Genomic DNA, 14,139 nt, shown 5'->3' on the forward strand with positions numbered 1-14,139 from the left:
CCTCACTCCACCCGGTCATAGACCACAAAGCTGTAGTCGTAGGGGTTGGGGCCGCTGGCCTTGAAGTCGGCGCGGCTGACCTCCTGAAACTGTGCCCAGTCCACCTCCGGGAAGAGGGCATCGCCCTCGACATCGGCATGCACATGGGTGACATAGAGGCGGTCGGCCTGCGGCAATGCCAATTCGTAGATCTGGGCGCCGCCCATGATGATGATTTCTTCTTCACCATTGACCAGTGCATTGGCTTCGGCGGTGTCGATGGCCTGCTCCAGGCTGGTAACCCCGGTCACGGTGGCGGGCAGGTCATCCGGGTGGCGGGTAATGATGATGTTGGCGCGCCCGGGCAGCGGCTTGCCGATGGAGTCGAAGGTGCGACGCCCCATGATAACGGGTTTGCCGAAGGTGGTGCGCTTGAAGAACCTGAGGTCTTCGGGCAGATACCAGGGCAGTTTGTTGTTGCGGCCGATGACGCGGTTGCGCGCCTGGGCCCAGATCAGTGCTTTACGCATGAATTGCCGAATATCCTTGAGATTTGTGTGCTGTATGTGGATTATACGCGTCCGCTTTTCGAACGCTATGGACCCTTCATGTCTGTCACCCTGACTGAAATCAACCAGGTGATGCAGGAAGCCGACCTGCTGTACACACCGGACCAGCTCAATGTGGCCATGGACCAGATGGCCGAGGGCATCAACCGCGACCTGGCCGAGGCCAATCCGGTCGTCTATTCGGTGATGAACGGTGCCCTGGTACTGACCGGTCATCTGGTCACACGCCTGAAATTCCCGCTGGAAATCAGCTATCTGCACGCCACCCGCTACCGCAACAAGACCGTCGGCAGTGATCTGGACTGGCGCGCCTTTCCGGCACAGGATGTAACCGACCGCAGCGTGCTGATCGTCGATGACATCTATGACGAAGGCGGCACCCTGGCCGCCATCGTGGACCACTGCTACGAAGCCGGCGCCCGCGACGTAAAGATCGCCGTGCTGGTCAACAAGGACCATGAACGCAAGGTGCGCCCGGAGATGGAGGTCCACTACGAGGGCCTGAAGTGCATCGACCGCTATATCTTCGGCTTTGGCATGGACTACAAGGGTTACTGGCGCAATGCCGACGGTATCTATGCCGTGAAGGGCATGTAGAGACTGTCACCGGAAACTGACACCCCCTGTTATCGACCATCCATGGTGTTGTACAGCCACCGATTGGACTAGACTCTTTCTTCAGGGTTCAACAGAGGGGGCGGCGACATGCGTGTTCTGATCTGTGGCGGCAGCGGTTTTCTCGGCCAGGCGCTAGCCCGGCAGTTGCTGGCCGATGGCCATGAGCTGGTTATTCACACCCGTCATCCACACAAGCACAGGGCCCGTGGTCAATTGCAGGCGGAATGGGTCGGTGCCTTCAAGGACATCCGGGAGCCGGTGCAGGCTGTGGTCAATCTGACCGGGGCCAACCTGTTCACCCTGCCCTGGACCAGTGGACGCAAAAAGACGCTGCTCGACAGTCGCATACGGACGACCGAGAAGCTGGTGGCCTGGATGGCTGCACAGAAACAGAAACCACAGGTCTTCCTGACCGGTTCGGCAGTCGGTTTCTACGGGGATCAGGGCGATACCCTGCTGACCGAGGACAGCGAACCCGGCATGGGCTGGCCAACGGAAATGGTCATGGCCTGGGAGAGTGCGGCCCGCCCAGCCGAACAGAGCGGCATCCGCACCATCTATCTGCGCACCGGCCTGGTGCTCGGCAGCGGCGGTGGCCTGCTGCAGCCCCTGCTGCCGGCCTTCAAACTGGGTCTCGGCGGGTCTCTGGCCGATGGCGAATTCTGGTACAGCTGGATACATCGGGACGACTGGGTCAGAGCCGTACGTTTTCTGATCGACACGCCGACCTTGCAAGGGCCGGTAAACCTGACGGCGCCACATCCGGTACGCTACCAGACCTTTGCCCACTGTCTGGGCCGGGTGCTGCGGCGGCCGGTCTGGCTGACGCCGCCGCGCTGGCTGCTGAAACCGATACTGGGCGAACGCAGTGACCTGATGCTGGCCAGCACCCGCGCGCTGCCGGATCGGCTGGTGGAGGCCGGGTTCGAGTGGACTCATGAAGAGCTGGAGCCGGCGCTGGCGGCTATTTGCCGCCGCTGAGGGCATTTCACCTGCTCACCTCCGCTGAGGGCTCCTCCTCTGCCTCCGCTGAGGGCTCCTCTCTGCCTCCGCTGAGGGCTCTTTTTTGCTTGCGCTGAAGGCTCTATGGCATGATGCTGTCATGTCCAGCCTGCCTGCGGGCCCTTGCCTGATGAACCCGAAATCGACTGCGTCCAGAGCCCTGCTCTGGATGGTACCCATAGTGCTGTTTCTGGCCGCCTGCAGCCAGCAGGCCGAGCTGTGCAGCCGCCCCGACCAGCACCCGGATTGTGCCAGCGAACTGCAGCAGCGGCTGGCGGAGGCCCGGGTGCCTGGCGTCAGTGTGGCCATCATCGACAACCGTCGCCTGGTCAGTCAGTGGACCATGGGCGACCATGCTGACCAGAACGGTCGGCTGCTGTCATCGGTCACCCCCTTTCAGGCCGGTGACCTGACCCAGGTGGTCACGGCAATGGGCGTACTGGCGTGGCTGCAGCAGGCCGATATTCCGCTGGACACTGCAGTCAACGAGGGCCTGGACAACTGGCAGATTCCCGACAACAGCCGCTGGTCCGGTGACGATGTCACAGTCCGCCATCTGCTCAGTCATCGCAGCGGCCTGACTCCGACTCGCTTTCAGGGCTACCGCTTCGGTGAGCGCCAGCCCAACTGGGATGCCCTGCTCAATGGCACCGAGCCGGCCCGCTCGGCACCGGTGCAACTGGCCGGCCAGCCCGGACAAACCTGTCACTCGTCTGCTGCGGCCTATGAAGTGCTCGCTTACTGGCTGGAAAACCAGACCGGCGACAACTTTTCCCTCTGGCAGAGTCGCACGGTGCTGACACCGCTGAACATTCCCGCCCGCTATCGGCTGATCGGCCTGCCATCACCAGCCCTGGGCCACGACTGGCGCGGCGAGACACTGGACGGCGGTTTCAGACGCTTCGTGGAGCGCGCGTCCTCCGGCCTCTGGGCCAGCCCCAGCGATCTGGCACGGGTACTGATGGAAATCATGGCGGCGGAACAGGGTGTCGGTCGCGTTCTGACCGACTCCAACCTGATCAACGAGATGCTGTCTCCCCAGGGCTGCGGCTGGGGTCTGGGCATGCGTGTCGAACGCATGGAAAGTGGCACCATACTGTCCGCCGAGGGCATCACGCCCGGCTACCGGTCCCGGATGATCGGCCACCTGCAGGACGGACACGGTGTGGTGGTCATGACCAACGGCGACCGGGGTGATCGCATCATTGATGATATCGTGGCTGCGGTCAGGCGCGACTACAACTGGTAGACAACAGGACGCGGCGCCGGAGCAGACGGGAAAGCAAAAGGAGAAAGGTTATGCCGGGTCAGACTTCCAGCAGGAAGGTCACCGGCCCTTCATTGACCAGTTGCACCGACATCATGGCCCCGAACTCGCCGGTGGCGACCGGCTGATGAGCCTGCCGGGCCATGGACACCATCCGACTGAACAGGGCTTCTGCGGCCGCCGGTTCCGCCGCAGTGGAAAAACCGGGACGATTGCCCTTGCGGGTATCGGCCGCCAGTGTGAACTGTGATACCAGCAACAGGCCGCCTCCGGTATCACGCAGGCTGCAGTTCATGCGGCCCGCGTCATCAGCAAAGACCCGATAATTCAGCAGCCGTTCGACCATGCGACGCGCGGTGCTCTCATCGTCTGCCGGCTCTACTCCGACCAGCACCAGCAGCCCTTCGTCAATGGCCCCCACGGTGTCATCTGCAACCACTACGGCCGCCTCCGACACCCGTTGCAAGAGCGCTTTCAAGCCCGGGTCTCCTCCACCAGGATGACCTTTTCCTCGTCATTGTGCAGTTGAATGATCTGGCGATGCGGGTGCATCAGCGCAAACATTTCCTGCTTGGGCAGCTTCAGATACTGACCGCGGATCACGCGACTGGTCCACTGATGCGTGACGGCAATGGTGACGCCACCCTGCTCCTGGGCATTCTCCATCCACTCGGCCACCCGGCTGCACAGCAGCGGATAGCTCTCGCCGTTCGGATAAGCAAAGCCCCAGCGGTTGAGCTGACGCTCACGCCACTGATCCGGGAAGCGTTCGGCTATTTCGTCGTCGGTCAGCCCCTGCCAGTCACCGAAATCCATCTCCTCCAGCATTGGGGTTGCCTGAATGCGGTCCTGATCAATGCCCAGTTCCTCGGCAATGATCGCTGCCGTGCGGCGCGAGCGGCCGGCAGGGCTGGTGGCGACATGAATACGCTTCTCACCTTCCAGCAGCAGTCTCAGTTGCTGTGCCACCGCCCGTGACTGCGCAACGCCGGCGTCGGTCAGCGCAGAGTCGCCACGCCCCTGACGGCGACCTTCTGTGTTCCAGATCGTTTCGCCATGGCGAATCAGAAAAATCATGGGATCTACCTCACTCCGATGGACCCGACCTTTTACCACAGACTGCCATTTGGCGCTATATCCAACAACCGACGCAGGTCGGCCTGCATGGCCTTGCGATCCGCCAGATGCAGCGCCTGCTGCACCTCCGGCCAGGTCTGCTGCCACCAGAGACGACGCACCGCCACCGAGCTCAATACAGGTTCGGGGCCGGTGTGCTGCTGCGCCAGGCAAGCCCACCAGGCCTTGGCCAGGATCGGCTGCAGGCTCGCCTCCGGCTGGTGACTGCGGCACCAATGGGTCAGCCGCTCGCACTCCAGCGCCGACAGCGTCGGGGCAGGCAGCGCCCGTGCCAGCGCCAGTAGCGTGTGTTCCGGTTCCAGTCGGCGCGCCTGCTCTGGATGCAGCAGGACGCTCTCTCCCAGCAGCCTGGCATTGTCCTGACTGAATGCGGCCGCCCGCTCCTGCAGCGGCCGCAGCATCAGCAGCGACAGCTGGCCACTGGCCGCTTCCGGTTGTCGGCCCAGCCGCACCGGCACAAAGTCGGCCCGGACCCAGAAGTCCAGCAGCTCCGGGGTCAGGCCAAAGGCCGCCGCCAGATAATCTGCGCCCTGATCAGCAGCCTGCCGGGTCAGCGTTTGCACCAGTTGGCGGGCAATGCCCCGGCGGCGCCAGCCCGGATGCACGACCAGGCGCCAGACCCGCCAGCCGGTCCAGTGGGCGGCCGGCCGATGACCCAGTTGGCCAAGCAGGCTCTGTTTGGCCAGTTGCTGTGGCGGTCGCCGCTGGCCGGCCCATATGGCTGCGGCCAACGACGGCTCCAGTTGGGGTTCATGCAGCGCCACCAGGAGGCCCACGAGGCGGTTATTGTCAAAGGCACCCAGCGCCAGCAGGTCCGGGTTGTCGATACACTGGCGCAGGTCATCGGGTCGGGTCTGATAGTGTGCCGTGGCCAGCAGTTGCACCCAGTCTTCGCACCATTCGGGTCGGTGCACCACCTGCGCCAGCGGCAGTTCGCGGATCACCAACTGATCTGCAGTAGCAGTATCCTGCGGTCGATCGGCCTGCCATTCCAGCGGCTCTCGCACCGGATAGAGCAGGGACTGGCGCAGCGCTCGCGCCATGACATCATCACTGCGCCAGCGGATGGCCTGCTGCAGGCGTACATGCGTCAGTTCCCGGGCCTGCTGCTGCAGCCAGGGCAGAAAACGCAGCAGAAAGCCCTGGCCACTGCCTTCATAACCCTCGGTGGTGGTGGCACAGACCAGCCGGCGGCTGCGTGCAAACAGGGTCTGCAGACGCGACACGCCCAGCATGGCCGCTTCGTCGGCCAGCACCAGATCGCCCGCATCCGGCTCAGCCAGCCACTGGTCCCAGGTGCAGAAGCGGGGCGCCTGTACCGCTGGCAGGTCTGCGGTCACTTCGGCCCAGCCGCTTTGCAGGCTGCGCAAGGGCTCGCCCTGCGGCGCCAGGCAGGTCAGGCGCTGCCCCTGATGAGCCAGCGCCCGGGCCGCCAGCAACAGGGCCATGGTTTTGCCATGGCCGCGCGCGGCGGTCATGACAAGGGCAGAGCCCTCGGCTGCTGCAGCCAGATCGATGATGGCCCGGGTGGCCGCAGCCTGATCCGCAGTGAGTGGTTGGCGCACCGGGCTGTGCAAGTGGGGCGCCGCCGCCTCAGGGGCCGGCAGCTCGGCCACCTGGCTGAGCACCCGGGCGCCCTGCGCCAGCACCGCCTGGCGCCAGTGTACAAACCAGTTCGAGGCCTGCCCCGGCTGCCAGCCGAACCGTTCGGAACAATCCGGGTTGAGCAGAATAACCAGCTGACCGCCGGCGCGCACGGCACCGGCCGCCTGCGTCAGGTGGTTGAGGTGCCAGCCCTGGCGCCAGTCTAGAACCAGGCGATCCACGGTCTGCCCCAGCAGGCGATAAAGCTGTCGGCTGGGAAGGGTCTCGGGCCAGTTGTCTTCGGAGTCGGGCTCGGGTGTGACCCACAGGGTCCGGTCGCTGCCGGTATGGGCCTGCTCGGCAAGGGCAGGGATGGCCTGCGCCAGGGCCGTGTCGTCACCTTCCAGCAACCACCATTGCCGATCCGGCAGCCGGCTCAGGGCGGGGCGGGATGTCTGGTCGGGAGTGGGCACAGCCATGGCTCAGGCGGAGCTTTCGGGCGCACCCAGCATATGCGCCAGGTCCTCAGCCGCCTTGACCAGGCCATCCACCATGGCCGGATCATGCGCCGAGTGACCGGCCTCGCGGATGATTTCCAGACGGGCGCCGGGCCAGGCCTGTTTCAGATCCCAGGCGTTGCTGACCGGGCAGACCATGTCATAGCGACCATGCACCAGAATGGCCGGATGCTCGGCCAGCCTGTCCATGCCCGCCAGCAGCGGCTGCGGCAGCCACTCATCCCGACCGGAGAAATAATGGGTACAGAGGCGGGCCATGCTGTAGGCCGTGTGATGACCGATCATGCGCGCCACCGTCTTGGGTGACGGTTTCAGCGTTGCAATCAGCCCTTCCCAGGCGGCCCAGGCGCGGGCGGCGCGGGACCGCTCCAGTTCATCCGGGCCCGTCAGACGTCGATGATAGGAGGTCAGAAAGGGGCTCTCATCACCCACCGCCTGCCGGAACTTCTGCCAGTGCTCGGGAAACACGTGGCCGGCACCGCCTTCGTAGAGCCAGTTCAGGTCCTCATCACGGCACAGGAAAACACCGCGCAGCAGAAAACCCAGTACGCGCTCGGGGTAGGTCTGGCCATAGAGCAGCGCCAGGGTGGTCCCCCAGGAACCGCCAAAACAGAGCCAGCGCTCTATGCCGAGACGCCTGCGAATCTGTTCGATATCAGCCAGCAGATGGCGCGGGGTATTGTCTTCCAGGCTGCCATGCGGGGTCGAGTGCCCACAGCCGCGCTGGTCGAACTGGATCATGCGATAGTGTTGCGGATTGAAGAACTGCCGGTCGCGTTCGCTGCTGCCCACACCCGGGCCACCATGCAGCATCAGTACCGGTATGCCATCCGGGTGCCCGCTCTCGGCGACCCAGAGACTGTGCCCGTCACCCACCGCCAGGTGTTGCTCCCGGTAGGGCTGGATTTCGGGATGATAGTAGCGCATGCACAGCTCCGGTTGGGCAAACAGGAATTCAGCCCATCTACTATATAGGGTTCCCCGAGGTTCGGAAACCACACCCGAGGAGAGGGCGAATCAGCGCGTATTCAAATATTGTGAACCAGGGTTTCAGATGTTTCCGCTGTCTCGCCGTTCGCTAATGGGGCAGACTGCGGACCGGTTTTCAGTATGACAGGAGGCAGCAATGGGTCTGCTTGTAGAAGGGCAATGGCACGACAAATGGTACGACACCGGCAAGACGGGCGGCCGCTTCAAGCGTGAAGAGGCGCAGTTCCGCTCCTGGGTGACGGCCGACGGCAGTGCCGGGCCGACCGGGCAGGACGGGTTCCGGGCCGAATCCGGACGCTACCACCTCTTTGTGTCCATGGCCTGCCCCTGGGCCCACCGGACGCTGATTGTCCGTCATCTGAAAGGGCTGGACGCACACATCGGCGTCAGTGTGGTGCACCCGGACATGCTGTCCAATGGCTGGGAATACAGCGGCCCGACGCTGGATTCACCGACCCCAGTCGGCGACCAGTTGTATGGCCATGATTTCCATTACCAGCTCTATCTGAAGGCTGACAGACACTACACCGGGCGCGTTACAGTGCCGGTGCTGTGGGACCGCGAGCGCGAGACCATGGTCAGCAACGAGTCCGCCGACATCATCCGCATGTTCAACAGTGCCTTCGATGACATCACCGGCAATACCGACGACTTCTACCCGGAGTCGCTGCGCGCCGACATTGATGCCATCAACGAGCGGGTTTATCACACCGTCAACAATGGTGTTTACAAGACCGGCTTTGCGACCACCCAGCAAGCCTACGAGGAAGCCTTTACCGACCTCTTCGACAGTCTCGACTGGCTGGATGAGCTGCTGGGTGAACGACGCTACCTGGCCGGTGATCGCATCACCGAGGCCGACTGGCGGCTGTTTACCACCCTGGTGCGTTTCGATGCCGTCTATGTGGGGCACTTCAAGTGCAACCTGCGGCGCATTGCGGACTACCCGAACCTGAGTGGTTATCTGCGCGAGCTGTATCAGCAGCCGGGTATTGCCGCCACCGTGGACATGACCCATATCAAGCGGCACTACTATTACAGCCACGACACCATCAACCCGACCCGGATCGTGCCCAAGGGGCCGGCACTGAACCTGGACGCACCGCACGGGCGGGGATGAGGAAGAGCAACAGGGGGCTGCATATCTGTAGGCGGTGAGCCTTGCTCACGCATGCGTGGCCGAGGGCCACAGCCTACAAATGAGGCGGACCTACAGCAAACCGATCTCGCGCAGGCGCTCTTGCAGGAACTCATGGGCCGTAATCGGGGCATACCGCTGCGGGTTGTCCGCGCTCACACACTGCGGCAGTACGCTCAGGTCCATATCCGGATTGGGATGCAGAAAGAACGGCACCGAGTAGCGGCTGACTCTGGCCGCCGGGCCGGTGGGGTTGACCACCCGATGGGTGGTGCTGGGCAGCAGGCCATTGGTCAGTCGCTGCAGAATGTCGCCGATATTGACCACTATGGTGCCGGGCAGCAGGGACACCGGCACCCAGTCGCCCTGCCGGCTCTGGATCTCGAGCCCGGACTGGCGCGAGCCGACCAGCAGGGTAATCAGATTGATGTCTTCATGCGCGGCGGCACGCAGACTGCCGGCCGGAGGCTCGTCAGGCAGCGGCGGATAATGCAGCACGCGCAGTATGCTGTTGCCCTGGTCGGTACGGGCAGCAAACCAGTCCGCTGGCAAGTCCAGATAGCGGGCCAGCGCCTGCAGTAGCTGCTGCCCCACACGCTCCAGTTCGGCATAGAGCGTCAGCGCCGCCGCTCTGAAGGCCGGCTGCTCCTGCGGCCAGATATTGGGTTGCAGCTGCGCGTAGCGGGGCGCCGCCAGTTCGCGCCCGACATGCCAGAATTCTTTCAGATCGTGCACCGCCGCCCCCTTCGCCACCTCGCGCGCAAAGGGCGTATAGCCCCGGGCGCCGCCCGGGCTGCCGGCATACTGCAGCTTGGTGGCTGCGGGCAGGGCAAACAGGGCTTCCGCAGCATCCAGGGCATGCTCGATCACTGCGTCCGGCACACCGTGCTGCTGCACCCCCACAAACCCCCATTGCCGATAGGCCCGACCCAGGCATCGGGCAAACTCGTCCGGCTGCCGGGCCTGCTCACGCAGATCGAACACGGGAATGGTGTGCTCTGGCGCTGCGGTTTCACTCATGGCGCACAGTCTCCGCTTCAGTCGGGCCAGCGGCGCACCACGCCGCCACTGATCACCCCCAGCACCTCATGGTGCTCCGACCACAGCACCAGATCGGCGTCGGCCCCGGCCTCCAGACGCCCCTTGCGCGGCAGACCCAGGGTCTCGGCCGGGTTCAGCGATACGGTACGCAGCAATGTCTCAAAGCTCAGCCCCACATCACGCACACCGCGCTGCACCGCATCCGCCAGGCTGTCCAGGCGCCCCATGCCAACGCGCAGAAAACGGCCTTCGGCATCGAATTCGGGCAGGCTGGCATAGGCATCGCTGGACAATGTGATGCGATCACCCGGCACGCCGGCGGCCAGCGCTTCGGCAACTGCCAGCGGACTGTCCACATCCCCGGCCGCCAGCAGGCCTGCATTGGTGGTGGCGGTAAAGTCGATGGTGCCGCCTTCGCGGGCAAAGCGACAACCCTGCTGCAACAGGTCTCGGGTGCGGTTGATATGGGTGGGGTAGAAGTGCGACAGGCGCACCGGATAGTTCTCGGCCGCCTCGAACAGCACATTCAGCCCGGCGTCATGATCCCCCACATGGATACTCAGTACACCCTGCTTGCCGCCCAGCATGGCGCCTACGCGCACCTCTGAAGCCAGACGGGCCAGTTCGGCGGCACTGGGATGGCTGCCCCGATGATCGGCAATGGCGACTTCGCCGACGCCGATGACCTCCGGAATCCAGGCCAGATCGGTCTGTACCGAGCCGGTCAGGGTACGGATGGGCAGATGATAGTTGCCGGCATAGATATGGGCCGACACCCCGGCGGTGGCGAGCAGGCGGGCATGGGCCAGCAGTTCGGTGTGACTGCGCTGCACCGCATCCGTGCCCAGGGCGCCGGTCACCGTGGTCACCCCACTGAGCCAGGCATCTTCGGGTGGCATGGCCGGCATGCGCGAGCCATAGCCTCCTTCGCCGCCACCGCCAGTGATATGGGTCAGGGTATCGACCAGTCCGGGGCTGACCACGGCGCCCTGTGCATCCATTTCGTGCAGGCCGGGCAGGCCGGTGATCTCAATTGAGGCATCCACGGCCAGAATGCGGCCTTCCACCATCAGCAGATCACGCAGGCCGAGGGGCCGGGGGGCATAAACCCGGGCGTTGCGTAGCAACAACGGGGGATTGGCGGACTGAGGGGTCATGGTGTCCTCTGCTGAAGTGCTGTGCAGTCTGCTTGACGGGCATCGTCGGCTCGGGCGTATTCTTGACGCCATTGCCTGCAAATTTGTGGCAAAATGCTCTGGCGCCGATCTTGCTTCGGATCGGGTTCGGGCAATCGCTGCGCTCTTACCTTACCAGAGCACGATCAGAGCCAATACCGGGACCGGTTTGGCTTTGCGAACAGATGCTTTGGTTTTGCGACAGCAGAATTGCAATGGTCAGTGCCATGATGCTTTAGTGTGCGTCAAACTGGCACAACAACAACTGCCGGCCTCGCGAGGCAGCGCGATCCAGAGGCTGCGAGCCGGCACCGCAACAGATTCGGGAGTCATCATGTCTGACGCACACCCACCGCTGGTGGTTCAGGATATCCATAAATCTTTCGGCGACACCGAGGTCTTGAAGGGTATCTCCATCACTGCCCACAAAGGTGATGTGATTTCCATGATCGGCTCATCAGGCTCCGGCAAGAGCACCTTTCTGCGTTGCATCAATCTGCTGGAGATTCCCAACCAGGGCGAGATCCGGGTCCATGGTGAAGAGATTCTGTTTCGCGGCGACGGGCATGACCGGCGCCCGGTGGATGCCAAACAGGTACAGCGCATCCGGGCCCGCCTGTCCATGGTATTCCAGAGTTTCAATCTGTGGTCGCACATGACCGCGCTGCAGAATGTCATTGAAGCCCCGATACAGGTGCTGGGCCTGAAGCGGGATGAGGCCATTGCACGAGGTGAGGCCCTGCTGCGCAAGGTCGGCCTCTATGAACGCAAGGACGCCTACCCGGCACAGATGTCCGGGGGCCAGCAGCAGCGTGCCGCCATTGCCCGCGCCCTGGCCATGGAGCCGGAGGTGCTGCTGTTCGACGAGCCCACCTCGGCACTGGACCCGGAACTGGTCGGTGAGGTCCTGCAGGTCATGCGTGACCTGGCCCGCGAAGGTCGTACCATGGTCGTGGTCACCCATGAGATGGGCTTTGCGCGTGACGTGTCCAGTCAGGTATTGTTCCTGCATCAGGGTCGGCTGGAAGAACAGGGCGAGCCGAAGGAGCTGTTTGGCAACCCCAAATCCGAACGCCTGCGCGCCTTTCTGAAACCCAAGTACTGAGCTTCCGCCCCATGACCGACAAGAGCCGCTACATAGCGCCCCTGATCGTCTTCTCGCTGGCCATTGCCGCGTCCCTGTTCGTGCTTGACCTGTACCGGGTCGAGCCACAGGACCGCACCATCCGCATGGCCGTGGATGTGCCCTATGAACCCTTCGAATACTATGATTCCGATGGCAATCTGACCGGCTTCGAGATCGAGCTGGGTGAGGCCGTCTGCGAGGAAATGGGGCTGTACTGTCAGTGGGTCGTGCAGGCCTGGGACGACATCATTCCCGGCCTGCTGGACCGCCGTTACGAAGTCATCTTTTCGTCCATGAGCATTACACCGGACCGCGCCGAGCGCGTGCTGTTCTCGGCCCCCTACTACACCACCCCCAGCGGCTGGTTTGCCCGTCAGGATGCCGGTTTCGATCCGCAGAGTCCGGCTTCCATGGTCGGTCTGCGGGTCGGGGTACAGCGCGGCACCATTCAGGACGACTATGTCACCGACTATCTGGAAGGCATTGATGTGCGCCGCTTCAGCACTGCGGATGACATCGTACTGGATCTCGAAGGCGGTCGACTGGATGCCATCTTTCTGGACTTCCCGGTCGGTGAGCAGACCATTCTGGGCCGCCCGGGCTATGCCGTCATTGGCGAGCCGGTCAACGAGCCGCGCCACATTTTCGGGGACGGTGTAGGCGCTGCCTTTCACCCGGACGAACAGGAACTGGCCGAAACCTTCAATGAAGGCCTGCGCCGGGTTAAGGAAAATGGCACCTATGAGGCCATCATGAACAACTACTTTGCTTATGACATCATGATCTGATGCGCAGTTGTGGCGCAGTGCCCTGCAGCCCGCGCCACATCAGTGCATGCGGACTTCAATGGAGGTTCATCAATACCCCGACGGCGCCAGGCAACGGTTTTGTTTTGCGAACAAATACTTGTTTTTTGCGACAGATCAATTGCTTTGGTGACAATGCTGGGGTGATATTGACTCTACAATAACAATGACCAGAGCATGGCACAGGCGGTCAGAAAGCCCACTGCATCTGGTGTTGCGCCAGAGTAGTGCAGTTGATACTGGCCTTCCAGCCTGCGAATCCGACCGGTCAGGTCCGGACTACCCAGAGATTCAGCCAGGTATTGTTTTTGCGACAGGCACTGTTCTTGCTGACTGGTCCCTGCACCGTCAGTCCACTGGCAGCACGCCCATTCTGGGGCAGCCGGTCAGCATGGTTGAGTGAACGGAAGGTAAAACCAAACCGATAACAACGGAGACGCAACAATGAAAAAACTGACACTTGCAATGGGCGTACTGGCACTGGGTGCCAATATAGCCCTGGCAGACGTGGTACGCATGGGTTCGGAGGGCGCTTACCCTCCCTACAACTTCATCAATGATGACAATGAGCTGGACGGCTTCGAGCGTGAACTGGGTGACGAACTGTGCCGCCGCGCCAACCTGACCTGTGAATGGGTCATCAACGACTGGGATACCATCATCCCCAACCTGGTCGCCGGCAACTACGACACCATCATGGCCGGCATGTCCATCACTGACGCGCGCAAGGAAGTGATTTCCTTCACGCAGGATTACCTGCCCAATGATCCGTCTGCCTACATGGCTCTGGCCGGTACACCGACAGACGTGATCGATAACGGCATCATCGTGACCCAGTCCAATACCATTCAGGCTGGCTATGTTGCCGAGACCGACGCTGACCTGATCGAGTACCCGACTCCGGATGAAACCATCTCTGCAGTGCGCAACGGCGAAGCCGACGCGGTACTGGCGGACAAGGAATTCCTGGAAGCCTATGTACGTGATTCCGGTGGTGAACTGGTGCTGATCGCCGAGATCACTCTCGGTGGCGGCATCGGCATGGGTGTGCGTCAGTCCGACAACGAACTGCGTGAAACCTTCGACGCGATCATCGCTGAAATGAAGGAAGACGGTTCGCTGAACGAGCTGATCGTCAAGTGGTTCAACGAAGACCTGACTTACTGAACCACGACCAATCTGTAAAATG

Annotated in this window: 14 protein-coding genes; 7 read left to right on the forward strand and 7 right to left on the reverse strand. The window is 62.8% G+C overall.

The window, feature by feature from the left end:
• Positions 1 to 2: 2 nt before the first annotated feature.
• Positions 3 to 509, reverse strand: a complete 507-nt coding sequence (locus tag E4656_RS18080; protein ID WP_135484720.1) for a dihydrofolate reductase — start codon at positions 507 to 509, stop codon at positions 3 to 5.
• Between the two features lie 78 nt (positions 510 to 587).
• Here E4656_RS18080 and E4656_RS18085 point away from each other — a divergent pair, with 78 nt between their 5' ends.
• From E4656_RS18085 to E4656_RS18095, 3 genes are all read left to right on the forward strand, one after another.
• A complete protein-coding gene (locus tag E4656_RS18085) occupies positions 588 to 1,145 on the forward strand; it encodes a hypoxanthine-guanine phosphoribosyltransferase (RefSeq protein ID WP_135484721.1) in 558 nt (185 codons plus the stop codon).
• A gap of 108 nt (positions 1,146 to 1,253) precedes the next feature.
• Entirely contained in the window at positions 1,254 to 2,147 is an 894-nt protein-coding gene (locus tag E4656_RS18090; protein ID WP_135484722.1) for a TIGR01777 family oxidoreductase, read from the forward strand.
• 121 nt (positions 2,148 to 2,268) lie between these two features.
• Positions 2,269 to 3,417 carry a serine hydrolase domain-containing protein gene (locus E4656_RS18095; RefSeq protein ID WP_135484723.1) on the forward strand — a complete coding sequence of 383 codons (1,149 nt, stop codon included), beginning with the start codon at positions 2,269 to 2,271 and terminating at the stop codon, positions 3,415 to 3,417.
• A 58-nt stretch (positions 3,418 to 3,475) separates the two neighbouring features.
• Here E4656_RS18095 and dtd read toward each other — a convergent pair whose 3' ends face one another.
• Genes dtd through pip form a run of 4 tightly spaced genes read right to left on the reverse strand, consistent with a single transcriptional unit; the run spans position 3,476 to position 7,601 of the window.
• Positions 3,476 to 3,913 (reverse strand): D-aminoacyl-tRNA deacylase, encoded by a 438-nt coding sequence (dtd, locus tag E4656_RS18100; protein WP_135484724.1) that lies wholly within the window; start codon positions 3,911 to 3,913, stop codon positions 3,476 to 3,478.
• On the reverse strand, positions 3,910 to 4,512 hold the full coding sequence (locus E4656_RS18105; RefSeq protein ID WP_135484725.1) for a histidine phosphatase family protein: 603 nt from the start codon (positions 4,510 to 4,512) through the stop codon (positions 3,910 to 3,912). The genes dtd and E4656_RS18105 overlap by 4 nt, the downstream gene beginning before the upstream one ends.
• A gap of 32 nt (positions 4,513 to 4,544) precedes the next feature.
• On the reverse strand, positions 4,545 to 6,635 hold the full coding sequence (locus E4656_RS18110; protein WP_135484726.1) for a GNAT family N-acetyltransferase: 2,091 nt from the start codon (positions 6,633 to 6,635) through the stop codon (positions 4,545 to 4,547).
• Positions 6,636 to 6,638: 3 nt separating this feature from the next.
• Entirely contained in the window at positions 6,639 to 7,601 is a 963-nt protein-coding gene (gene pip / locus E4656_RS18115; protein ID WP_135484727.1) for a prolyl aminopeptidase, read from the reverse strand.
• Positions 7,602 to 7,800: 199 nt separating this feature from the next.
• On the opposite strand from pip, the gene E4656_RS18120 reads away from it, so the two are divergent.
• Complete coding sequence (locus tag E4656_RS18120; protein WP_135484728.1) at positions 7,801 to 8,784, forward strand: glutathione S-transferase family protein; 984 nt, start codon at positions 7,801 to 7,803, stop codon at positions 8,782 to 8,784.
• A gap of 90 nt (positions 8,785 to 8,874) precedes the next feature.
• Here the strand turns inward: E4656_RS18120 and E4656_RS18125 are convergent, their stop codons facing one another.
• Together E4656_RS18125 and iadA are read right to left on the reverse strand one after the other, a co-directional pair.
• Entirely contained in the window at positions 8,875 to 9,822 is a 948-nt protein-coding gene (locus E4656_RS18125) for an isopenicillin N synthase family dioxygenase (RefSeq protein ID WP_135484729.1), read from the reverse strand.
• Positions 9,823 to 9,839: 17 nt separating this feature from the next.
• Complete coding sequence (gene iadA / locus E4656_RS18130) at positions 9,840 to 11,000, reverse strand: beta-aspartyl-peptidase (protein ID WP_135484730.1); 1,161 nt, start codon at positions 10,998 to 11,000, stop codon at positions 9,840 to 9,842.
• A gap of 352 nt (positions 11,001 to 11,352) precedes the next feature.
• Here iadA and E4656_RS18135 point away from each other — a divergent pair, with 352 nt between their 5' ends.
• From E4656_RS18135 to E4656_RS18145, 3 genes are all read left to right on the forward strand, one after another.
• Positions 11,353 to 12,123: an ABC transporter ATP-binding protein gene (locus tag E4656_RS18135; RefSeq protein ID WP_135484731.1), complete on the forward strand. Its 771-nt coding sequence runs from the start codon at positions 11,353 to 11,355 to the stop codon at positions 12,121 to 12,123.
• 11 nt (positions 12,124 to 12,134) lie between these two features.
• Positions 12,135 to 12,932, forward strand: coding sequence for a transporter substrate-binding domain-containing protein (locus E4656_RS18140; RefSeq protein ID WP_135484732.1), 798 nt, complete (start codon positions 12,135 to 12,137; stop codon positions 12,930 to 12,932).
• A gap of 462 nt (positions 12,933 to 13,394) precedes the next feature.
• Positions 13,395 to 14,117: a transporter substrate-binding domain-containing protein gene (locus E4656_RS18145; protein WP_135484733.1), complete on the forward strand. Its 723-nt coding sequence runs from the start codon at positions 13,395 to 13,397 to the stop codon at positions 14,115 to 14,117.
• Positions 14,118 to 14,139 lie beyond the last annotated feature (22 nt).

Source organism: Natronospirillum operosum (assembly GCF_004768465.1).
Classification (GTDB): domain Bacteria; phylum Pseudomonadota; class Gammaproteobacteria; order Pseudomonadales; family Natronospirillaceae; genus Natronospirillum; species Natronospirillum operosum.